Origin of the sequence: Henriciella pelagia, assembly GCF_002088945.1 — a bacterium.
In the GTDB taxonomy this organism is placed as follows: Bacteria; Pseudomonadota; Alphaproteobacteria; order Caulobacterales; family Hyphomonadaceae; genus Henriciella; species Henriciella pelagia.
The window spans coordinates 997,634-1,019,293 of record NZ_NCSU01000007.1 but is presented as its reverse complement, the minus strand read 5'-3'; the positions used below and the strand labels follow the sequence as shown (position 1 = coordinate 1,019,293).

The 21,660-nt window shown below is 60.6% G+C and carries 27 protein-coding genes; 18 read left to right on the top strand and 9 right to left on the bottom strand.

Annotated features, from left to right (window positions below):
* The 11 genes from B8746_RS07755 to B8746_RS07705 are packed head-to-tail and all read left to right on the top strand — an operon-like array spanning position 1 to position 7,462.
* Positions 1 to 480 carry a SoxY-related AACIE arm protein gene (locus B8746_RS07755; protein ID WP_233124027.1) on the top strand — a complete coding sequence of 160 codons (480 nt, stop codon included), beginning with the start codon at positions 1 to 3 and terminating at the stop codon, positions 478 to 480.
* A gap of 8 nt (positions 481 to 488) precedes the next feature.
* Positions 489 to 806: a thiosulfate oxidation carrier complex protein SoxZ gene (soxZ, locus tag B8746_RS07750; RefSeq protein WP_084393046.1), complete on the top strand. Its 318-nt coding sequence runs from the start codon at positions 489 to 491 to the stop codon at positions 804 to 806.
* Complete coding sequence (gene soxA / locus B8746_RS07745) at positions 803 to 1,597, top strand: sulfur oxidation c-type cytochrome SoxA (protein ID WP_084393045.1); 795 nt, start codon at positions 803 to 805, stop codon at positions 1,595 to 1,597. Before soxZ ends, soxA begins: the two co-directional genes overlap by 4 nt.
* Positions 1,594 to 1,947: a winged helix-turn-helix domain-containing protein gene (locus B8746_RS07740; protein WP_084393044.1), complete on the top strand. Its 354-nt coding sequence runs from the start codon at positions 1,594 to 1,596 to the stop codon at positions 1,945 to 1,947. Before soxA ends, B8746_RS07740 begins: the two co-directional genes overlap by 4 nt.
* A gap of 39 nt (positions 1,948 to 1,986) precedes the next feature.
* Positions 1,987 to 3,492 carry an NTP transferase domain-containing protein gene (locus B8746_RS07735; RefSeq protein ID WP_084393043.1) on the top strand — a complete coding sequence of 502 codons (1,506 nt, stop codon included), beginning with the start codon at positions 1,987 to 1,989 and terminating at the stop codon, positions 3,490 to 3,492.
* Complete coding sequence (gene moaA, locus B8746_RS07730) at positions 3,485 to 4,516, top strand: GTP 3',8-cyclase MoaA (protein WP_084393042.1); 1,032 nt, start codon at positions 3,485 to 3,487, stop codon at positions 4,514 to 4,516. Before B8746_RS07735 ends, moaA begins: the two co-directional genes overlap by 8 nt.
* A 3-nt stretch (positions 4,517 to 4,519) precedes the next feature.
* Positions 4,520 to 4,768 carry a MoaD/ThiS family protein gene (locus B8746_RS07725; RefSeq protein ID WP_084393041.1) on the top strand — a complete coding sequence of 83 codons (249 nt, stop codon included), beginning with the start codon at positions 4,520 to 4,522 and terminating at the stop codon, positions 4,766 to 4,768.
* Between the two features lie 2 nt (positions 4,769 to 4,770).
* Entirely contained in the window at positions 4,771 to 5,223 is a 453-nt protein-coding gene (locus B8746_RS07720; protein ID WP_084393040.1) for a molybdenum cofactor biosynthesis protein MoaE, read from the top strand.
* A 12-nt stretch (positions 5,224 to 5,235) separates the two neighbouring features.
* Positions 5,236 to 5,781: a molybdenum cofactor biosynthesis protein B gene (gene moaB / locus B8746_RS07715; protein ID WP_084393039.1), complete on the top strand. Its 546-nt coding sequence runs from the start codon at positions 5,236 to 5,238 to the stop codon at positions 5,779 to 5,781.
* Complete coding sequence (moaC, locus tag B8746_RS07710; RefSeq protein ID WP_084393038.1) at positions 5,778 to 6,260, top strand: cyclic pyranopterin monophosphate synthase MoaC; 483 nt, start codon at positions 5,778 to 5,780, stop codon at positions 6,258 to 6,260. The genes moaB and moaC overlap by 4 nt, the downstream gene beginning before the upstream one ends.
* Positions 6,257 to 7,462, top strand: a complete 1,206-nt coding sequence (locus B8746_RS07705; RefSeq protein ID WP_084393037.1) for a molybdopterin molybdotransferase MoeA — start codon at positions 6,257 to 6,259, stop codon at positions 7,460 to 7,462. Before moaC ends, B8746_RS07705 begins: the two co-directional genes overlap by 4 nt.
* Before the next feature lie 8 nt (positions 7,463 to 7,470).
* On the opposite strand, the gene B8746_RS07700 is transcribed toward B8746_RS07705, so the two are convergent.
* Positions 7,471 to 8,013, bottom strand: coding sequence for a c-type cytochrome (locus tag B8746_RS07700; RefSeq protein WP_233124024.1), 543 nt, complete (start codon positions 8,011 to 8,013; stop codon positions 7,471 to 7,473).
* A gap of 182 nt (positions 8,014 to 8,195) precedes the next feature.
* Entirely contained in the window at positions 8,196 to 8,774 is a 579-nt protein-coding gene (locus B8746_RS07695) for a MarR family winged helix-turn-helix transcriptional regulator (protein WP_084393036.1), read from the bottom strand.
* Between the two features lie 198 nt (positions 8,775 to 8,972).
* On the opposite strand from B8746_RS07695, the gene ectA reads away from it, so the two are divergent.
* The 5 genes from ectA (at position 8,973) to B8746_RS07670 (ending at position 14,278) form a co-directional block, all read left to right on the top strand.
* Entirely contained in the window at positions 8,973 to 9,521 is a 549-nt protein-coding gene (gene ectA / locus B8746_RS07690; RefSeq protein WP_084393035.1) for a diaminobutyrate acetyltransferase, read from the top strand.
* Between the two features lie 54 nt (positions 9,522 to 9,575).
* Positions 9,576 to 10,883 carry a diaminobutyrate--2-oxoglutarate transaminase gene (gene ectB / locus B8746_RS07685; RefSeq protein ID WP_084393034.1) on the top strand — a complete coding sequence of 436 codons (1,308 nt, stop codon included), beginning with the start codon at positions 9,576 to 9,578 and terminating at the stop codon, positions 10,881 to 10,883.
* Positions 10,884 to 10,887: 4 nt separating this feature from the next.
* Positions 10,888 to 11,289, top strand: a complete 402-nt coding sequence (locus B8746_RS07680) for an ectoine synthase (protein ID WP_084393033.1) — start codon at positions 10,888 to 10,890, stop codon at positions 11,287 to 11,289.
* Positions 11,290 to 11,371: 82 nt separating this feature from the next.
* Positions 11,372 to 12,820, top strand: a complete 1,449-nt coding sequence (locus tag B8746_RS07675) for an aspartate kinase (protein ID WP_084393032.1) — start codon at positions 11,372 to 11,374, stop codon at positions 12,818 to 12,820.
* Between the two features lie 12 nt (positions 12,821 to 12,832).
* Positions 12,833 to 14,278, top strand: a complete 1,446-nt coding sequence (locus B8746_RS07670) for a sodium/proline symporter (RefSeq protein WP_084393031.1) — start codon at positions 12,833 to 12,835, stop codon at positions 14,276 to 14,278.
* Between the two features lie 124 nt (positions 14,279 to 14,402).
* On the opposite strand, the gene fghA is transcribed toward B8746_RS07670, so the two are convergent.
* A complete protein-coding gene (fghA, locus tag B8746_RS07665; protein ID WP_084393030.1) occupies positions 14,403 to 15,236 on the bottom strand; it encodes an S-formylglutathione hydrolase in 834 nt (277 codons plus the stop codon).
* Positions 15,237 to 15,460: 224 nt separating this feature from the next.
* The gene (locus B8746_RS07660; protein ID WP_084393029.1) at positions 15,461 to 15,784 is read right to left on the bottom strand and encodes a hypothetical protein; all 324 of its coding nucleotides are present in this window, start codon (positions 15,782 to 15,784) and stop codon (positions 15,461 to 15,463) included.
* A 60-nt stretch (positions 15,785 to 15,844) separates the two neighbouring features.
* Here B8746_RS07660 and B8746_RS07655 point away from each other — a divergent pair, with 60 nt between their 5' ends.
* A complete protein-coding gene (locus B8746_RS07655; protein WP_084393028.1) occupies positions 15,845 to 16,933 on the top strand; it encodes a glutathione S-transferase family protein in 1,089 nt (362 codons plus the stop codon).
* A 4-nt stretch (positions 16,934 to 16,937) separates the two neighbouring features.
* On the opposite strand, the gene B8746_RS07650 is transcribed toward B8746_RS07655, so the two are convergent.
* The 3 genes from B8746_RS07650 to B8746_RS07640 form a co-directional block, all read right to left on the bottom strand.
* Positions 16,938 to 17,315: a VOC family protein gene (locus B8746_RS07650; protein ID WP_084393027.1), complete on the bottom strand. Its 378-nt coding sequence runs from the start codon at positions 17,313 to 17,315 to the stop codon at positions 16,938 to 16,940.
* A 94-nt stretch (positions 17,316 to 17,409) separates the two neighbouring features.
* Entirely contained in the window at positions 17,410 to 17,910 is a 501-nt protein-coding gene (locus tag B8746_RS07645) for a hypothetical protein (RefSeq protein WP_158084563.1), read from the bottom strand.
* Positions 17,907 to 19,013, bottom strand: coding sequence for an S-(hydroxymethyl)glutathione dehydrogenase/class III alcohol dehydrogenase (locus B8746_RS07640; protein WP_084393025.1), 1,107 nt, complete (start codon positions 19,011 to 19,013; stop codon positions 17,907 to 17,909). The genes B8746_RS07645 and B8746_RS07640 overlap by 4 nt, the downstream gene beginning before the upstream one ends.
* Before the next feature lie 188 nt (positions 19,014 to 19,201).
* On the opposite strand from B8746_RS07640, the gene B8746_RS07635 reads away from it, so the two are divergent.
* Positions 19,202 to 20,053, top strand: a complete 852-nt coding sequence (locus tag B8746_RS07635) for a PRC-barrel domain-containing protein (RefSeq protein ID WP_084393024.1) — start codon at positions 19,202 to 19,204, stop codon at positions 20,051 to 20,053.
* A gap of 150 nt (positions 20,054 to 20,203) precedes the next feature.
* On the opposite strand, the gene B8746_RS07630 is transcribed toward B8746_RS07635, so the two are convergent.
* Positions 20,204 to 20,827, bottom strand: coding sequence for an MlaC/ttg2D family ABC transporter substrate-binding protein (locus B8746_RS07630; RefSeq protein WP_084393023.1), 624 nt, complete (start codon positions 20,825 to 20,827; stop codon positions 20,204 to 20,206).
* A 5-nt stretch (positions 20,828 to 20,832) separates the two neighbouring features.
* Complete coding sequence (locus tag B8746_RS07625; RefSeq protein ID WP_084393022.1) at positions 20,833 to 21,630, bottom strand: MlaA family lipoprotein; 798 nt, start codon at positions 21,628 to 21,630, stop codon at positions 20,833 to 20,835.
* Positions 21,631 to 21,660: the final 30 nt, after the last annotated feature.

The following is a 21,660-nucleotide window of genomic DNA, read 5'->3' as shown; positions in this document are numbered from 1 at the left end:
ATGGAAATGATGAAACAGGACAAGTTCAATTTCATGCTCGACCGCAGGCGGCTTCTCACGCTTGGCACGGCCGGCCTGGTGTGCGCAGCCTTTCCAATGTCGACCTCCGCAGAAGCTGCAGACGCTGACAAGGCCATCAGGGACCTTTTTGGCGACGGAGAGCTGAACGAAGGCCGCGTGACGGTTGACCTCCCACCTATCGCGGAGAACGGAAATTCGGTCGCCATCAAGGTCACGGTCGATAGTCCGATGACCGAGAACGATCACGTCAGACGGATCGCCATCATCTCGCCGCGCAACCCGCTCGCTGAAGTGGCCGAATTCCAGCTCGGACCACGCGCCGGCAAGGCCGAGGTCGCCACCCGTATTCGCATGGCCGGCACGCAGACAATCCGTGCTGTCGCCGAAATGAGCGACGGCAGCCTGTGGCTCGGCAAGGCGAGCACGGTCGTCACGCTCGCCGCCTGCATCATCGGATAGGAGACAGCATGTCCATTCGCATTTCCGCTCCCGATACCGCCAGCAAGAACGAGGTCATCGAGCTCAAGGCGCTGATCCAGCACCCGATGGAAACAGGCTACCGCCGCAACAATCGCGGCGAGATCATCGAACGCGACATCATCACTACATTCGAGTGCACCTATGACGGCGACACGGTGTTCCAGGCGAGGTTTCATCCGGGCATTGCCGCAAATCCCTTCCTGACCTTCTACACCCGCGCGACCAAGTCTGGCACGCTGGAGTTTCGCTGGACGGACCAGAACGGCCAATCCTGGGCTGAAACCCATTCGCTCACCGTCAAATGAAGTGGCTGGCCCCGGTCATCACAGTCTTCACTCTCGCGGCCGCATGCGCGCCGGCCCCGACAGCCGATGAGACGCGAGAAAAACTCCCTGCTTCAGACCTGACTTCCGGCTATAAATTCCTGCAGGCAGACACCCAGGCCCTTCAGGATGACGATTTCGCCAATCCCGGTTTTCTCTGGGTCGATCGGGGGCGCGCCCTCTTTGCAGCCGCCCCCCAGCAGTCGAAAGCCTGCGCGGCCTGCCACGGCGAGGACGGTGCTGAACTGAAAGGCGCTGCTGCGCACTACCCTTCCGTGGACGAAACCACCGGCAAGCTCACCAATATCGAAGGGCGCATCAATCTCTGCCGCACGCGCCATCAGGGGCTGGAGCCTCTCGATTATGAGACCGACGATCTGCTCTCGCTGACCGCCTTTGTCTCGCATCTCTCCAGGGGTGAGCCGGTGAAGGTTGATGTGTCCGGCCCCGCCGAGGTCTGGTACCGGCGCGGTGAAGACTATTTTTTCACGCGCCGAGGGCAATATAATCTTGCCTGTAATCAGTGCCACAACGACAATTGGGGAAGGCAGCTGCGCGGCGACACGATCAGTCAGGGGCATGGCACCGCGTTTCCCGGCTACCGGTTTGAATGGCAGTCACTCGGATCGCTGCAGCGCCGCCTTCGAGATTGTGATGCCGGCGTGCGGGCAGAGCCCCTGGCCTACGGTTCAGACGACTATCTCGCCGTCGAACTCTACCTCGCGAAACGCGCCGAAGGCCTGCCCATCGAAGTGCCCGGAGTGCGCAGATGACCAGACAGGACCTCTCCCTCAGCATCCGGATCAATCTCGGCCATGGCGGTCGCTTCGGCCCCGGCAAGGCATCCCTTTTGGCTGCCATAGACGAGGCCGGCTCGATCTCGAAGGCAGCGAGCGGCCTCGGTATGTCCTATCCCCGCGCGTTGAAACTGATCGAAGACATGAACCGCGACTTCGCCGAACCGCTTGTCAAATCAACACATGGCGGCACAGAGCGCGGCGGCTCGGAGGTAACCGAGACCGGCCACCAGGTGCTCGCCCTCTATCATTCGGTGAATGAAGCCTCGCTTTCCAGCAGCATGACGGCGCTGAAGAAGCTGATGGCTCTTGAGCGCGACGATTAGCACTGGCCTCGATCTAAATGAGCGTTTACAACGGCATTCATGCCACCGCCGAACGCTCGATACCTTGAACACGCCGAAGACGTGCTCAGCCAGTTTCTGGCGTGGCATGCGAGCGATGGCGCTGCCCTCGTCATGATCACGGGCACGCATGGCGGGGCTGTTCGCGATGTGGGGGCCCTGATGGCCGTCAGCGCGACCGGCGCTGTTGCGGGCTATATTTCCGGCGGATGCATAGACGCCGATGTCGCCCTTCAGGCCATGCGAGCACTGGAGATCGGACAATCGCGCAGCTTGCGCTATGGTGCCGGCTCTCCTTTCACGGACCTGCCTTTGCCCTGCGGCGGTGCCATAGACCTCATCATAGACCCCGCCCCGGACATTGCCGCCGTCACGGCCTGCCGCGAGCGCCTGCAGGCCCGAAAGCCTGCACATCTTTGCCTCAGCGCCGCCAACGGGTTCAAGGCGCGCTACACGCCGAAGCTAAGGCTCCGCATTGCGGGGCGCGGCGCAGACTGCCTCGCCCTTGCGCGTCTCGCCAGCGCGAGCGGGATTGAAACTGTCCTCCAGCTTCGCGATGGCGAAGACATCTCACACGCCAGGCAAGAAGGCTTTGAGGACGCGGAGGCGCTGGACACGCCCAGCGCACTTCCTGCCAATTGCGATGATCCTTTCACGGCTTTCGTCCTGATGTTCCACGACACGGACTGGGAAGTGCCGCTGCTACAGCAGGCGCTGGATGGAGCCGCCTTTTATGTCGGCGCCGTCGGCAGCGCCAGAACACATCAGCGCCGGACCCAGCAATTGCTGGCGAGCGGGGTAGCCCAGCCTGCGGTCAACCGGATTCGCGGCCCCATCGGCCTCATTGGATCCATGCGCGATGCATCGATGCTGGCGGTGTCGGCCATGGCCGAAATTGTCGAGGCCTACCACATCCAGAAGTCCAATGTGCTCGCTTCCACGGCGGTCATCCTGCTGGCGGCAGGACAATCGACGCGGTTCGAGAATGGCGACAAGCTGCTCGCTGACCTGGACGGCGCGCCCCTGCTGGAAAGATCGGCGCGGCTGCTCCAGACCGTCCCTTGCGCAGCGCGCATCGCCGTCACCGCTCCGGGCCAGGCCGAACGCGCGTCGATCCTTGCAAGGCATGGCTGGACGATCGTCGAAAACCCGGTGGCGAAGGACGGCCAGTCCACATCCCTTCGCACCGGTGTCGAGGCGGCCCGCCAAACCGTTGGGGCCGCATCCGTCATGATCCTCCTCGCCGACATGCCGGGTCTCAGCGACGCGCACCTCTTCGAGGTCGCCACCAGACACGCAGAGGGCTACAGCGCGGTCATGAGTGAGGCAGACGGCATCTTTCTTCCACCCGCCATGTTTTCAGACGAGACTTTTGACGCGCTTTGTGGCCTGACCGGCGACACGGGCGCAAAATCGGTCTTCGCCAAGCTCAGCGATACCGCCGCCATTGCGCTCCGGGCTGAAGAAGCCCGAGATGTGGATACGCTGGCCGATCTCATGGCCAGCCTGGAGACCCGATATGCCTGACAGTCTCGCGCCGATCACTCCGCCGCCCCTGCGGGACGCCTTCGGTCGGACGGTGACCTATCTTCGCCTGTCCGTGACGGACCGGTGCGACCTTCGCTGCGCCTATTGCATGGCCGAGCACATGACATTCCTGCCGAAGAAGGACCTGCTGACGCTGGAAGAGCTTGAAACCGTTGCCACTGCCTTCATTCGCCGCGGCGTCCGCAAGATCCGCATCACGGGTGGGGAGCCTCTGGTTCGCAAGGATATCGGCCAGCTGTTTGACCGCCTCGGCACCCATCTCGGCGCAGGCCTCGATGAGCTGACACTGACCACCAATGCCACCCTGCTGGAGCGCGATGCCGAACGCCTGCATGCCGCCGGCGTGCGCCGTGTGAATATCTCCCTCGACACGCTCGACCCGGACATGTTCCGCGAAATCACCCGCCGCGGAGACTTCGACAAGGTCATTCGTGGGATCAATGCCGCGCAGGAGGCCGGCCTCAAGATCAAGATCAACACGGTCGCGCTCAGGCATCAGAACGCGGCCGAGATTCCGCACATGGTGGAATGGGCGCATGGTCGCGGCTTCGACATGACCCTGATCGAAGTCATGCCGCTCGGCGACACTGGCGAAGACCGCATCGACCAGTACGTTCCGCTCTTCGAGATCCGCGACCGGCTCGACCAGCTCTGGACGCTGGAGGACGAAGCTACGGACACGAGGATGGCAGGCCCTTCGCGCTATGTCCGCATCCGTGAAACCGGCGGGAAACTCGGCTTCATTACGCCGCTCACCAACAATTTCTGCGCCGGATGCAACCGCGTCCGCGTAACCTGTACCGGGCGCATCTATATGTGTCTCGGCCAGGATGACCATGTTGATCTCAGAAGCGCCCTGCGCAAAAGCGACAGTCCTGAACAGGCGCTCGATGCCGCGCTTGACCGGGCGCTGCTCAGGAAGCCCGAAAAGCATGACTTTGCTATTCGTGACCGCGCCGAGACCCCTGCCCTACCCCGCCACATGTCGGTGACCGGAGGCTGATCAATGGCAGAAATCCTCTATTTCGGACGTCTCAGCGATGTGACGGGTACCTTCTGCGAGCAGGTCAGCCTGCCGGCGTCCGTTTCCGACACGTCTGCGGTCCGGTCCTGGCTGGACCAGGAGAACGCGCTCGACGGCGCGCTGCTTGAGGCCTCCGTCCGCCTCGCAGTCAATGGCGAGATCGTCACTGATCCCTATCCGGTCACTGACGGGGACGAAATAGCCTTCCTGCCCCCTGTCGGAGGCGGCTGACCATGATCAGGATTTCCGACCAGCCCTTCGATGCTGCCGAAGCCCTCAGCGAATTCACGGCTCGCGCCACCGGCGCAGGCGCGGTGGTGAGCTTCACGGGGCTGGTGCGCGATCAGGCCTCCTCCAGCAAGGTCGAGACCCTGCACCTTCAGGCTTACTCACCCATGACCGAGACCGGCATCGCAGAGGCCCGCAAGGCGGCACATGAGCGCTGGCCCCTGATTGACAGTCACATCATCCATCGCACGGGCGACATGTCTCCCGGCGATGCCATCGTCTTTGTCGCCACAGCGTCCGCGCACCGGCGCGCGGCGTTCGAGGCCGCCGACTTCCTGATGGACTATCTCAAGACCGAAGCGATTTTCTGGAAAAAGGAAACGACCGCCTCGGGAACGCAATGGATTGAACCCCGCGCCGAAGACTATAAGGATCGCGCCCGCTGGACGCGAAGCTGAAGGACACACACCATGCACGGCATCAATGAAAGCCTCGAATTCATCCCGGTCCGCATCGCCATCCTGGTGATCAGCGACACGCGCACCTTCGACACCGATACGTCCGGCACCACGCTCGCCCAGCGCATCGAAGGCGCAGGACACGTCGTCGCCGACAGGAAGATCGTGACCGACGACAAGGCTGCGATCCGCGCCCAGGTCTCAACATGGATCGCAGACCCGGATATCGACGTCGTGATCACGAGCGGCGGAACGGGCCTGACCGGCCGGGACGTGACCCCGGAGGCGCTCACGCCGCTCTTCGACAAGGTGATCGAAGGCTTTTCGGTAATCTTCCACCAGGTGAGCTTCCAGAGTGTCGGCCTCTCGACCCTGCAGTCGCGCGCCATTGCCGGCCTCGCCAGCGGAACCTTCATCTTCTGCCTGCCCGGCTCCACCGGCGCGGTGAAAGATGGCTGGGACAAGGTCATCTCGCTTCAGCTCGATAGCCGTCACAAACCCTGTAACCTGGTGGAACTGATGCCCCGCCTGATGGAGCATCTGGAGCACGCACATTGAGTGACCTGACCCATATCGGGCCGGACGGGCGCGCCCGTATGGTCGATGTCGGCGACAAGGCCGTCACGCAGCGCACCGCCATTGCGCGTGGCCGGGTCGACATGGCGGCCGATACGCTGACGCTCGCGACCAGCCGTGACACCAGGAAAGGCGACCCGATCGCGATCGCCGAGCTGGCGGGCATCATGGCCGCAAAGAAAACGGCCGACCTCATCCCGCTCTGTCACCCGCTTCCGCTGACAAGCGTGAAGGTCGACATTGAGCCGATTGCTGGCGAGAGCGCCGTTTCCGTCACCGCGCGGGCAAAGACAAGCGGCCAGACCGGCGTCGAGATGGAAGCGCTGACTGCCGTGTCAGTCGCCTGCCTCACGCTCTACGACATGCTGAAAGCCGTCGACAAGGCGATGGTGATTGGCGGGATCGAACTGGTCGAGAAAACGGGCGGAAAGTCCGGAGACTACCGGAAGGGCGAGCCTTGAACGACCTGACAAGCGTCGACGAGGCCCTGCGCCTCCTCGCCGAACACGCACCGACCCCCACCATGGAAAACGTCGCCCTCGCCGACGCGCTTGGCCTGCGACTGGCGAGCGATGTCGTTGCGCAGGTGTCGCGTCCGCCTGCCGCCGTCTCGGCAATGGATGGCTATGCCGTCCGTATCGCCGATGTCGCGGCCACCGGTTCGACCCTCGATGTCATCGGCGAAGCGCCTGCTGGCGCGCCGTTTGAAGGAACGCTCGGCCCCGGACAAGCGGTTCGCATCTTTACCGGCGGCGTCCTGCCGGCGGGGGCAGACCATATCGTCATACAGGAAGATGCCACCCGCGACGGTGATACCCTTACCTGTCACCGCGCCTATGACACGGCCGAACACATCCGCGCAGCCGGCGTGGACTTTGAAGCAGGGGCCACACTGCTCCGCGAAGGCACAGTGCTCGGTGCGGCTGAGCTTTCCCTGATCGCTGCAGCAAACCTTGCGACCCTCTCAGTATACCGGCGTCCCCGCGTGGGCATCCTTGCCAATGGCGATGAGCTGCGCCCACCCGGCTCAGACCTTCAGCCCGGCCAGATCGTGAATTCGAACCCGATTGGCCTCTCAGCCCTGATCTCGAGCTGGGGCGGCGAAGCTGTCGATCTCGGGGTCGCACCGGACGATCTCGACGCCATCTCGGAGCGTATTGAGACAGCAAAGCGGATCGATATCTTCCTGCCTGTCGGCGGAGCATCGGTCGGCGATCATGATCTGATGCGGCCGGCCTTTGCGGGTGCAGGCTTTCAGTCAGTGTTCGAGAAGATCGCCGTGCGGCCCGGCAAGCCAACCTGGTTCTCCACGAAGGACGACGCCGTCACACTCGGCCTGCCCGGCAATCCGGCATCGGCCTTTGTCTGTGCCTGGCTGTTCCTGAAGCCCCTCATTACCGGGCAGGAACACAGTTTCGTGCCCGCCCGGCTCTGCTGCGACCTGCCATCGAACGGACCGCGCACGCATTTCATGCGCGCCAATGCCCGCATTACCGACGAAGGCATGGTTGAGGTGAAGCCTGCCGGCAGTCAGGACAGCTCGCTCATTTCACCCTTTGTCAGCGGCAATGCGCTTTTGATGCGCAAATCGAATTCGCCCGCACTTGTGGCGGGCGAATGTGTGGATGTCTTGCTGATGAAGCCGCTGGGGCTGTCTTCCTGAGCGGCCGCTTACGGCGCCTCATACCCGGTCTGTGACATCACATAGGCGATAACAGCCGTACGGTCGTCGGGGCGCTGCACACCGGCAAAGCTCATATTGTTGCCGGGCAGGAAATCTCGCGGCCGTGCCAGCCACTGGTCGAGCAGCTCTGGGGTCCAGATGAAGTCAGCTTCCTGAAGCGCAGCTGAATATTCGAACCCATCCGACGTGCCGACTTCCCGGCCGAACATTCCGTAGAGGTTCGGGCCAAGGACGACGGCTCCACCATCGGTCAGCGTGTGACAGGACTGGCACTGCAGGAAGACGCGCTTGCCGCGGTCAAAGTCAGCCGATGCGTAGGGTTCCGGCAGGGCGGCAAATTCCGAGCTGCCGGCGGCTTGCGTTGTCTCAGGCGTCTCGGCCTCCGCCGGTTCCGCCGGGTCGGCGTCTGGCGTTTCGGTTTCTACAGGTGGTGGCGGAGCAGCTTCGCCGGGCTCGTCGCCTGAGCCGCCGCACGCGGTCACCAGCCCCATGCCGATTACCAGTGCCATTGCCGTAATGCTTTTCTTCATCTCGCATACTCCCGATTCGATGGTCGCTTGAGCGGGAACTTACAGCCCCGCTCGCATTCAGCAAATGGAAAGGGAAAAGCACGGCGTAAAGAACAAGCAGATGCCCTAAGACAGGACACTAGCCCCCGGCTTCCTCGCTTGCTTCTTCGACCAGCGAACGCAAACGGGAGAATTCCCGCCTGTCAGCGAATGGGCGGCGTTGTGTCATTCGCGGGAAGGTCGTTGACATCACCGACGTCGAGCAGCGGGCTGGCTTCGATCTTGTCGGCATCAAGCAGGCTCACGACACGCAGCAGGGCGGCGACAAGCGTTGCCTGTTCCCAGTCTTCCAGCCTGGAAAACCGCGTCCGGAAAGACGACTGGAGGAGGTCCGGCGCGCTTTGCAGCGTACTCTTTCCCTGTTCGGTGATGTGCACCCACACACGGCGTCTGTCGCTCTCACCACGTCGACGTTCGATCAGGCCGCGGTCCTGCAATTTGTCGAGCAGAATGGAGATGGTCGCCTGCTTCAGGTCGACAGCGCGGGCAAGATCGCCGGTCAGCATTTCGCCACGTGTACGCAGCACCTGCAGGACAAGCAGCTGCGACGCGGTCAGCCCCGTCTGGTGGGCAACAGTGCGAACATTGACGGCTGTTGCCTTCATGATCCGACGCAGCGCCACGAGCGCCACTTCGCTCTGTTCGGTCATCCCCTCGCTCCAGATATCCGCATTCACCGCAGACAATCTGGCGGCTTCAAATCCTTCGGATAATTGGGGCATACAGAATATTCCTTTTAGCGCAAATATATTTTATCATCTAATTATCTATGGAACATATAGGCGGGCAGATTGGTTTCGTAAGTGTATGAAATGAAATTTCACAGTTCTGACGAAGGGGGTTGAACCTCCAAAAGAGATCATTAGATAGTTTGTCAAACAAATTATGGTCCCTTTGCCAGGCAATTGAATGAGCAAGATATGAGCACCGACACAGTCGAAATATCTGGCGCTGCCCAACAGTCGAGCGCCGCACATATCGAAATTTCCGCGCCGCGCAGCGAAGACGGCGCGGCTGTGCACGATCTGGTCGCCGCATGCCCCCCGCTGGATACCAACTCGCTGTACATGAACCTGATCCAGACCACCCACTTCGCGCAGACCTGCGCGCTCGCCCGCGCTGACGGCGAAGTTGTTGCCTGGGTTTCGGGTCATATCCCACCGGAGGAGCCAGACGTTTACTTTCTCTGGCAGGTTGCGGTGGGCGAAAAGGCGCGCGGCCAGCGCATCGCAAAGCGCCTTGTCGCAGACATTTTTTCAAGACCGGCCTGCTCGTCCGTCAAATACCTGAAGACGACGATCACGCCGGATAATGAGGCCTCCTGGGGCCTGTTCCGGAGCATCGCCCGCTGGCTGGATGCTCCACTCAAAGAGGGCGCGTTCTTTGACAAGGACCGCCACTTCAAAGGCCGTCACGACAGTGAGATCCTCGTGACCATTGGCCCATTCGAGCTGCCGGCCGGCACCTGACATCAATCCCGGCCGCCGCTCATCATCACACCAGACCACACAGGAGCCGAACGTATGGCGTTCACAGATATCACCGACATCCAAGACAACATTTTCGAACGACGGGAATCGAAGGTCCGCAGCTATTGCCGCAACTTCGACACTCTCTTCGTCAAGGCCTCCGGCTCGGAAATGACCGACGCATCCGGCAAGACCTATATCGACTTTCTTGCCGGCTGTTCGACGCTGAATTACGGCCACAACGACCCGGACATGAAAGCCGCCCTGATCGAGCACATCACGCGCGACGGCGTGGCCCACGGCCTCGACATGTACACCGACGCGAAGGCCGACTGGCTCGCAGCGTTCGAAAAGCACATCCTCACGCCGCGTGGCATGAAGGACTACAAGATCATGATGACCGGCCCGACCGGCACGAACGCCGTCGAGGCGGCTGTAAAGCTGGCCCGCAAGGTCACCGGTCGCAGCAATGTTGTCGCCTTCACCAACGGCTTCCACGGCATGACGCTCGGCGCCCTCGCGCTGACCGGTAATGCTGGCAAACGTGCAGGCGCTGGCCTGGGTGGCAGCGGCCTGCACGGCACCACCCACCTTCCTTATGCCGGCGCTTTCGGCGACGATGTCGACACGCTCGACCAGATCGAGATGATGCTTGAGAACTCGTCTTCCGGCCTCGACGCGCCTGCCGCGTTCATCTTCGAGCCCATTCAGGGCGAAGGCGGCCTCAACGCTGCTTCGAAAGAGTGGATGCAGGGCATTGCCCGCCTCGCCAAAAAGCATGGTGCGCTGCTCATCGTCGATGACATCCAGGCCGGCTGTGGCCGCTCGGGCGACTATTTCGGCTTTGAGATTGCCGGTATCCAGCCTGACATCATCACCCAGGCCAAATCGCTTTCGGGTATGGGTCTTCCCTTTGCCTGTGTCCTTCTCAAGAAGGAGCACGACATCTGGAAGCCAGCCGAGCACAATGGCACGTTCCGCGGCAACAACCACGCCTTCGTGACGGCGCGCGTCGCGCTCGAAAAATTCTGGAGCGATGACAGCTTCCAGAAGGAGGTCCGCGAAAAATCGGAAATCCTGACGGAAGGCTTGAAGAAGATCGCGAACCTGATCCCGGGCGCAAAGCTGAAGGGCCGCGGCATGATGCAGGGCGTCGACGTCGGCACCGGCGACCTGGCCTCGGACATTTGCAGCCGGGCCTTCGAGAAAGGCCTGATCATCGAAACATCGGGCGCCAATGACGAAGTCGTGAAGGTCCTCGCGCCGCTCACGACCCCCGTCGATACCTTCCAGAAGGGCCTCGGCATCCTGCGGGAAGCCGCCGAGGAAGCAACGTCCAGCGCCAAGATTGCAGCGGAGTAACACCATGATTGTACGCGACCTGAACGAAATCAAAGGCACAGACCGCGCAGTCTCCGACGCGCAGTGGACGTCCTACCGCCTGCTGCTCGCAGATGACGGCATGGGCTTCAGCTTCCACATCACTGTGCTCGAAGCCGGCTCTGAGCATACCTTTCACTACAAGAACCACTTCGAGAGTGTATACTGCATGAAGGGCAAGGGCTCGATCACCGACATTGCCACGGGCGAGACGCATGAGATCAAGCCCGGCGTTGTCTACGCACTGAACCTTCACGACAAGCACATCCTGCGCGCGGAGGAAGAGCTGCACATGGCCTGCTGCTTCAATCCGCCAGTAACCGGCCATGAGGTCCACCAGGCAGACGGCTCCTACGCCGCACCCTCAGACCTCGAGACCGCAGGCTAGGTCCAGCCTGGCTTCTGTGGGACGCCGCCCGCCCGACAGGGGTGGGCCGGCATCCACACGCAACCAACAGAAGAGACATTTCATGTCACACACCGTTGAAAAGATTGGCGGCACGTCAATCGCAAACACGCCCGTTATCCTCGACAACGTCCTCATCAATGGGCGCGAGGGCGATGCGCTCTACAACCGCATTTTCGTGGTCTCGGCCTATGCCGGCATGACCAACCTGCTGCTGGAGCACAAGAAGTCCGGCAAGCCCGGCGTCTACGCGCTTTTTGCCAGCGCCGAAAACAAGTGGCAGTGGAGCGAGGCCCTGACCGAGCTGTCGCAGGCGATGCGCGAGAAGAATGCCGAAGTCTTCGGAGACCATTCAGATCGCAAGATTGCCGACAATTTCGTGCTGGAGCGCGTCGAAGGCGTCCGCAACTGCCTGATCGACCTTCACCGCCTCTGCTCATACGGACAGTTCCGTCTCGACGAGCACCTTCTGACGGTTCGCGAAATGCTCGCGGCGCTGGGCGAAGCCCATTCCGCACACAACACCACACTGCTGCTTCGCCAGCGCGACATCAATGCCGTCTTCGTCGACCTCACGGGCTGGCGCGACGACGAAAAGCGCACGCTTGACGAGCGCATCAGCGGTGCGCTCGAGAGCATCGACTTTTCAACGGAACTTCCGATCGTCACCGGCTATGCAGGGTGTCTGGAAGGCATGGTGAAGCTATACGACCGAGGCTACACAGAAGTGACCTTCTCGCGCATCGGCGCGCTGACGGGCGCGAAGGAAGCCATCATCCACAAGGAGTTTCACCTTTCCAGCGCCGACCCGAAACTGGTTGGCGATGACAAGGTGCGCAAGATCGGCGAGACCAATTACGATGTCGCCGACCAGCTCTCCAATATGGGCATGGAAGCGGTCCACCCAAAAGCCGCCAAGGGCCTGCGTCAGGCTGGCGTTCCGCTTCGCGTAAAGAACACGTTTGACCCGAATGATGCCGGCACGATCATCACCGACGGCTTCCGTCCCGAAGAGCCGCGCGCAGAGATCGTCACAGGCATTCCAAGCCTTTATTGCTTCGAACTCTTCGAGCAGGACATGGTCGGCGTGAAAGGCTATGACGCCGAAGCGCTGAAAGCCCTGACGCGCCACAATATCTGGATCGTGACCAAGAACTCAAACGCCAACACGATCACCCACTATGTGAACTGTTCGCGCGACGCCCTGAAAAAGGCGGCTGAGGATCTGGAAGAACAATTCCCGAATGCCGAAGTCTCCATCCGCAAGGTTGCAATGGTGTCGGTCATCGGCTCCAACCTTGAACTGGACGGGCTGACGGCCCGCGCCACCAAGGCCCTGTTCGACGCAAACATTCGCCTGCTTGGCCTGCACCACCTCACCCGCAATGTCGACCTCCAGGCCATTGTCGCCGAGGAAGACTATGACGAGGCGGTGAAAGTCCTCCACCGGGCGCTTGTCGAAGGCCACGTTGAATCGGCAGTGGACGCACCCAAGCCACGCGAAGCCGCTTAAGGCGTCCGGCTCATGATCATTGCAAGCTTTCTCGTCATCCTCGCCATCTTCCTGATTGTCGGCCTCGCATCGGCCCGGAAGGCGACAGGAGAACGAACCGATTATTACCTCGCCGGCCAGAGCGTCTCGCCCTGGCTGACGGGGTTGTCGGCCGTTGCCACCAACAATTCCGGCTATCTTTTCATTGGCGTGATCGGATACGCCTATGCCACGGGTCTTTCGGCCATCTGGCTGATGTTCGGCTGGATCGTTGGCGACTATCTCGGCTCAACCTTCATTCACCGAAAGCTGCGCAAGGCGACCGGCGTGACCGAAGAAGCATCCTTTGCCGCGGTCCTGTCACGCTGGCATGGTGATGACTTCGCGACCTGGCGGCGCATTGCCGCCGTTGTGATGGTGCTGTTCCTGGGCGCATACGCTGCCGCACAGATATCGGCAGGCGGCAAGGCGCTGGAAGGTGTCCTCGACATCGATCCACGCCTGGGCGCCATTGCTGTCGCCGGTATGATCATCGCTTATTCCATTGCCGGCGGCATCCGCGCCTCGATCTGGACAGACGCCGTCCAGTCGATCTCGATGCTGGTTGCCCTTATCATCCTCTGCGTCGTTGCCTTCGCCGACAAGGGCGGTATTGGCGGCGCCTTCGCGTCAATGATGCCGCTCGACGATGGCCGCTACATGAATCTCTGGCCGGAACAGGGCGAACTCGTCGGCACGGGCGGGCTTGCCATCGTCTTTTTTGTGCTGGGCTGGCTCTTTGCCGGTTTCTCGGTCGTCGGCCAGCCGCACATCATGGTGCGCTTCATGGCGCTGGATGATGAGAAGAACATGCAGCGCACGCGCTTCTGGTATTACAGCTTTTTCGTTCTCTTCTACATTCTCGCTGCCGGGCTTGGCCTGCTGTCGCGCCTCTTCCTGCCCGAACTCGGCGACACCGAACTCGCCCTGCCCCGCATGGCGCTACAGCTCCTGCCGGACGTGTTCGTCGGCCTCATTCTCGCAGGCATCTTCGCAGCGACCATGTCGACCGCGGACTCGGTGGTCCTCTCATGCTCGGCGGCGATTACGCACGACCTCACGCCGGAAAGGCTGGAACACCCCTACCTGCTCAAGGGCGCGACCGCTGCCGTCACGCTTGGCGCGCTCGGCATTGCCCTGGCTGGCAGCCAGAGCGTGTTCACGCTTGTCATCCTCGCCTGGTCGACGCTTGCCGTCGCCTTCGCTCCCCTGCTGACGCTCTATGCGCTCGGTCGCCGCGTCAGCGAGATGGTCGCGATCGGCCTGATGGTAGGCGGCGTCGCCATCGCGCTCTTCTGGCGCTACGTCCTGGAATGGCATGGCGGCATCTATGAAGGCCTGCCAGGCATCGTCATCCCGCTTGTCGCCGGCTGGCTGCTATCGCGCCCTGCCACCAGGGCTGAACGCGCAAACGGTGTCATCGAGCAACCGGCAGAATAGCCGAAACCGGTCACAATACGGCTTCGTTGTGCGACTTTTCTGACCATGAAGCCTACGGTGCACCCGCCCTTCATGGTGAGCGAAGTCGAACCACGAAGGGCGCTGGCACAAGGTCTGTCAGCCCTCACCCATACAGCGCCTTGGCATGGTGCATGATGTGGTCGTCCATGAAGGTCGAGATGAAGTAGTAGGAGTGGTCATAGCCCGGTCGCATCCGGATCGCGAGGCTCTGGCCCGCTTCACGGCAGGCTTCCTCGAACAGGCGTGGCTTCAGCTGCTCATCAAGGAACTGGTCGTCCTCTCCCTGATCGATGAGGATGGTCGTGTCGAGCTGCGTCGTCTTTACCAGCTCACAGGCATCATGAGCCTTCCACGCGGCCTCATCGTCGCCGAGATAGGCCTTGAACGCCTTCTGGCCCCATGGCACCTGGCTCGGTGCCACAATGGGGGAGAAAGCCGACACGCTGCGGAAATGGCCCGGATTGCGCAGCGCCAGCGTCAGCGCGCCATGCCCGCCCATGGAATGTCCGAAGATGGATTGGCGTTTCATGTCGGCGGCGAAATTGGACCGGATGATGGAAGGCAGCTCCTCCATCACATACTGGTCCATCCTGTAGTGGCTGGCCCATGGGTCCTGAGTTGCGGTCAGGTAAAAGCCTGCACCCTGTCCGAGATCATAGGCCTCATCATCGGCCACACTCTTGCCGCGCGGGCTCGTATCGGGCGCGACGATCATCACGCCGAGTTCAGCTGCCTTTCTCTGCAGGCCGCCCTTCTCCATGACATTCGCCCAGGTACAGGTGAGGCCGGACAGGTAATAGAGTACCGGAACGGGGTCGTCCGAGGTCTGCGGGGGATCGAAGACAGCAAACCGCATGGTGCAGCCCAGGGTTTCGCTTTCATGGTCGTGGACGCTGAGATCCCCGCCAAAGCTTGTCCATTCCGAAACTGTCTCCAAGATAATAACCTCGCATCTGTGTTGGGGTGGCTACGCCGTACCTAACACAGCGCGAAGCCATTTCCAGAATGCCCCGAGCCAGCTAGCGCCCGCGAAACTCACCATCATGCCAGAAAGAATATCAGGAACACCGATATTCTTTCATGCGTCCGGCAGGAACGTGATCGTCTGCCTGCCGGTTCCCCGATACGTCGGGGTGACGTGAAAATCGGCCGACAAGAGACCTATTGCTCGCCGCGCAGGATTTCCGATTCCTGCTTCACCGTCGCTGCCTGGTTCTCGGCGGTGCAGTGGCGCACGCGCACATCATAGGCGGTCGGGTCATCGCCTTTGGGCTGCTGGGCCGGCGTGCGGTGAACCTCGACATTCTGGTCGATCTTGAAACCGATGCGGTTGCCGACCTCGCAATATACATCGACAGCCTGCTCGACATCGCTCGCCCAGACCTTCATCGAAACGACCTTTGGACCAGCTTCAGCGTCCGGCACTTCGTGGCCCTCAACAAGGTCGCCGCTTGCGACGATGGAGAAATGTTTGAAGTCGGCCATGATTTTCCTTTCGAATGTCGAGATTGGAACATAGGGATGAAGCAAAGGGTTCCCAACGTCATGACTGCTTACACTCTCTTCGGTGCCGAAGTCAGCTACTACACGGGCAAGGCACGTGCCTATCTCAGATGGCGCGGCGTTCAATTTACTGAACAGCTGGCCACGCAGGAGGTCTACCGCGACATCATCCTTCCAAATGTCGGCTGGCCCGTCATTCCGGTCGTGAAAACCCCGGATGGCCAGATCATCCAGGATACCGGCGACATCATTTCCCACATCGAGGCGACTGAAGGCCGTGAACCATCGGTCTGGCCGGAAACGCCGCTGCTGCGCTTTGTCAGCGAATTGCTGCACCTCTACGGCGATGAGTGGCTGGTCATCCCGGCCATGCACTATCGCTGGTCGTATAATGAAGACTGGGCCTATGCGGAATTTGGCGCGCTATCGGCACCGCAGCTTTCGCCGGAAGAACAATACGAGGTCGGAAAGAAGAACGGGGCCCGCTTCAAGGGCGCGTTGCCTGTGCTGGGTGTCAATGAGACCACCATTCCCGGCATCGAAAAAAGCTACGAAGCTTTCCTCGACGAGTTTTCCGCTCATCTGGACACCCACCCCTTCATTCTCGGCCATCGCACCACGCTGGCTGACTTCGCCCTCTTCGGCCCGCTCTACGCGCACCTCTACCGGGACCCGAAATCCGGCGAGCTCATGAAACGCGTCGCGCCACGCGTCGCCGACTGGGTTGAGCGCGTTGAAGGCGGCGAACGCGGCGACGAGACCGTGCCGCACGAAGACACTGTTCACGACACTCTCATCCCGATCCTGAAGCGGCAGATGCGCGAACAGCTGCCTGCCCTCCTCGCTACTACCATCCAGTTTCGCGAATGGGCGGCAAAGGCAGAGATCGGACAGCGCGTGCCGCGCGGCCTCGGCGAAATCATGATCGAGATTGAAGGCTGCCGGACAAAGGCAGCGGCGCGCAGCTTCCCGCTCTGGCGGCTGCAGGGCGCGCTCGACGTCTATCACGGCATGGATGAGGAGACCCGCGCCCGCGCCGACAGCCTGCTTGAAGCCATCGGCGGGGCGGATCTCTCAACGCTCGATTATCCCCGCCTCAAGCGAGAAAACAGCCAGCTCGTGTTGGCCTGACGGCCTAGCCGCGGCACATGCCGCAAATCTTGTTGCCATCCGGGTCACGCAGATAGGCGAGATAGAGCTTCATGCCATTGTTCTCGCGCCAGCCTGGCGGATCCTCGATTTCCTTGCCGCCAGCCGCCGCACCGGCCTTGTGCCAGGCATCGGCCTGTTCTGGCGATTCCATCGCAAAGCCGATCGTTCCGCCATTGGCGTGGGTCGCCGGCTGGCCATCAATCGGCTTGGTAACGAGGAACAACCCGCCATTGTGCATGTAAATGAGGCGCCCCTTGGGGTCGGTGATCCCCGGCTTGCCGCCCACCGCGCCAAACAGCGCGTCGTAGAATTGCTTCGATTTTTCTAGATCGTTCGAGCCGACCATCATGTGACTGTACATGTCTGGAATTCCTCCCTGTCAGACGGCGCCAAACTGCATCAGTGTCGGGCGGGATGCCAGAGAAAATCGTGGGTCAAAATACATTTTCGGTTGGTTAGTAGGTCACGTCCAGTGTGGTACATCCTTCGAACAAATCGGCTGCCTCCGGACAATCCGCTTTCTGCCAAGTAACCGATACTTGAGCACCCGCGAACCTGCTTTCCACGCTGACCGGACCGGTGGTTTCCGTAAAATCGAAATCCGGCGGTGATCTTCCGATGCAGTACGCCCCGAGGCCAAAATAATCGTCGATTCGGTAACCGTGTGCCATTGTGAATGCCGCATCGACGAGCGCGTCATCGGCAATGTCCAAGCAGTCTCCTTCACCACACCCGCCGTCAATGCCGAGTGAGGTAAGGACCACGACCGTCGGATTTTCCTCTCTTTTCGGCCTGAAAAACGTAATCTGGCGCGACAGGTCAGGTCCTCGAGGACCGGTATCGACCCAGCTCTCGAACACGTCACAAAACTCCCTTTCAGAACGCATAGGCGCACGATCACTCAAACACGCGACCAGCCCTGCGGCCAAAAACAGAGTGGTAGTTGAACGGATCAATAAACCACCACACTCCGGATGCTCTCGCCCGCATGCATCAGATCGAACGCATCATTGATTTTGTCGAGCTTCATGACGTGCGTGATCATCGGGTCGATCTGGATCTTGCCGTTCATGTACCAGTCGACGATCTTTGGCACGTCGGTGCGGCCCTTGGCGCCGCCAAAGGCCGTGCCGCGCCAGTTGCGGCCGGTGACCAACTGGAAAGGCCGCGTCGCGATCTCTTTCCCGGCTTCCGCCACGCCGATGATCACCGATGTGCCCCAGCCGCGATGGCAGCATTCGAGCGCCTGCCGCATCACATCCGTATTGCCGGTACAGTCGAAGGAATAATCCGCCCCGCCATCGGTGAGTTCCACGAGGTGGGCGACGACATCCTTCGTCTCCTTCGGATTGACGAAATGCGTCATCCCGAACTTCTCGCCCCACTCTTTCTTTGAATTGTTGATGTCTACGCCAACAATCATGTCCGCGCCGGCCATCTTCGCGCCCTGGATGACATTGAGACCAATCCCGCCCAGCCCGAAGACGACAACATTGTCGCCCACCTGCACCTTCGCCGTATTGACCACCGCGCCGACGCCCGTCGTCACGCCGCAGCCGACATAGCAGGCCTTGTCGAAAGGCGCGTCGGTACGGATCTTCGCGACCGCGATCTCCGGCAAAACGGTAAAGTTCGAAAAGGTCGAGCAGCCCATATAGTGGTAGATGGTCTGGCCCTTGTAAGAGAAACGCGAAGTGCCATCCGGCATCACGCCCTTGCCCTGCGTCGCGCGGATCGCGGTGCACAGATTGGTCTTGCCCGACAGGCAGCTTTTGCACTGGCGGCATTCCGGCGTGTAGAGCGGAATGACATGGTCGCCCGGCTTCACGCTTGTCACGCCCGCACCAACCTCGCGCACAATGCCTGCGCCCTCATGGCCAAGGACGCTTGGGAACAGCCCTTCTGAATCCAGCCCGTCCAACGTGTAGGCATCAGTGTGGCAGATGCCTGTCGCCATGATTTCGACCAGCACTTCACCCGCTTTCGGCCCCTCCAGGTCAAGCTCCACAATCTCTAGCGGTGTCTTGGCTTCGAAGGCGACAGCGGCACGCGTTTTCATCGGTCAGTTCCTGTAATGGCTCGAATTTTCTGCACCATGGATCGTCATGCCCATCGGAGCAAGTGGCCCGGGAGTGACAATTTCCGCCGGCTCAGGTGACGATTTTGTAAGGCAGTGTGACCTCTCGAAACGGAACACGCGTTCGCCTCGTCCGTTTTACAGTCACCAATCCAGAAGGAGACACTGACATGAAGAATCTCATGATGACTGCCGCCGCGTCTGCGCTGATCCTCGGTGCTGCCGCCTGTTCGCAAAGCGAGAGCACCGAGTATGGCGAGACCTCGTACAATGAAACGCGAACGGCCGAACTCGCGGACGAGACCACGATGGACGATGAAGTCCTGATGGCCGAAACAGATACTGATGCCGATATGGTCGAGGCCGAGACGGTCTATCTGACCTCAGCTCAGATGAGCGCCGACGAACTTATCGGCGCCGAAGTGATCGGCTCTGACGGCGAGAAAGTCGCTGTCGTTGACGACTTCCTCCTCGCCTCCGACGGCACGGTCAAGTCTATCGTGTTCAAGGCTGGCGAACTCAATGACCTCGTTGGTGAGAAAGGCGCCCTGCCTTATGACCAGCTGCAATTTACGGTCGATGCCGACAATGAGCCCCGTTTCACTGTCGCCATGACGGATGAAGCCATGGAGCAGGTTGCCGAATTCGAGCAGGATGGCCTGAACGACTATCGTCTGGCTTCCGAAATCATCGGCACCAGCGCCGAATTCATAAATTCGGATGAGTCCATCCGTATCAACGACATCATCCTGAACGACGCCGGCAAGGCAAGCTATGCCATTGTGGGCGACATGATGGGTGACGAGCGTCAGATCGCCTATAGCAAGATCAATATCGAGCAGGGCGACGGTGGCTCGATCATCATCGACGCGTCCTATGACGATCTCCAGATGATGCCGATCTTCAAGTATGAGCAGGACGTCGAAGTCGAGACGTCAAACGATCTCTACGATAGCGAGAGTGAGCTTGATGCGGATCTCGGTATCGATACTGAAGACGAAGAGATGGAAACCGAATACTAATCCAGGTTCCGTTCCTTGAGGACAGGACGCTCACTGCGTCCCGCCGGCCCCGCCAGATTTGGTGGGGCCGGTTTTATATGTGTTGCGACCAGAAAAAACCCCGGCAAGCCTGGTTGCCGGGGGTCCTGATTAGGTTGCGTTGGGCACCATTTATCCGCGGCGGGTAGACTTCAGCTTGTCGGTCATGCTGGAAATCTTGTCGATCAGCGCATCTGCAGACCCGTTCGTGCGGTCCAGCAGAGCCAGGAACTGCGCCTGCTGTTCGATGGCCAGCCAGATCAGATTGCCATCTATATCCAGCGCGACATCGACCACCTGGTACTTGCCACCACGGTTCAGCACACGCCAGCGAACATCCATCGTCTTGCCGTCAGCGCGGGCAATGCTCGTATCGACGATCGAGTCATTTGCTGTGCGATCCGTCGAGCCTTCAATCACCACTTCATTGCCGCGATAGGCATCAAGCTCATTTTCATACACAGCCAGCGCATAGGTGCGGAAAGCCTGCTGATAGGCCTGAAGTTCTTCCGGCGTAAACCGGCGCGCATATTTCCCGATCACGAATTTTGACACAGCGTCGAAATCCGCGAACTGTTCCATGTAACCGCTGAAAAGCTCGGTACGCTCACGCTGGCTGAGATTTGGATTGTTCAGCGAGTTGAGCACTTCATTGGCATTCTGCTTGACAAAGCTTTCTGTCTTCGCATCGGCCAGTGCCGGTGCGGCGACAGCCACGAGGGCGGCTGTGGATATCAAAACATTCCGAAGTTTCATTGATCCTATTCCTGCTCAGTATTCTGCTCTGAATCCTCTTCGTCGAACGAACCAAAAGCATCGAAATCGGGCAAATCTTTGTAAGGATCGTCCTCAATTTCGCCATTTCTGATCGCGGCTCGACGCTGCTGCGTATAGTTCCGGCGCAGCGCAATATATGGTTCCGGCTGTTCACGCAGCGTCTCGATCGTCTCGATCAGGCGCTCGCGCGTAGAGATCGCGCCGGCAATCGTCCTGCCAACAGCAATGTCGTCATCGAGGTCTGGATCGCCCGAAAATTCAATCCATGTGAGTGGATCAAAGGCGCTGTCAGCGCCCATGCCGACAGCGTCGCGAAGATTGCTCGGCCCAAGGAGGGGCAGCATCAGGAAGGGGCCTTCCTGCACGCCCCACACACCCAGCGTCTGACCGAAATCTTCCTGGTGTTTCGCCACGCCCATGCTGCTGGCCACATCAAAGATGCCCGCCACGCCAAGCGTCGAGTTGATCAGGAAACGGCCAACGGTTTCGCCGGACGCATCGATGTTGCCCTGCAGCACAGTATTGGTGAAAACGACCGGTTGGCGCAGATTGGTCAGGAAATTATGGACGCCATCGCGGAACAGGCCAGGGGTTGCGACCCGGTAGGCCCGCGCGACGGGCTCGATTGCCGCCTTGTCGACGACCTCATTAAAAGCGAAGACATTGCGGTTCCATCCTTCCAGCGGGTCGTACACGCCGGAAGCGGACTTGCTGCCCTCACCAGGGGTCGCGCATGCCGTCAATGTGAGCGCCGCAAGCGCGGCCGTAGCTGCAAGCTTCATTTTTTGTTCCGTTTCTAGCCGCTCGATATG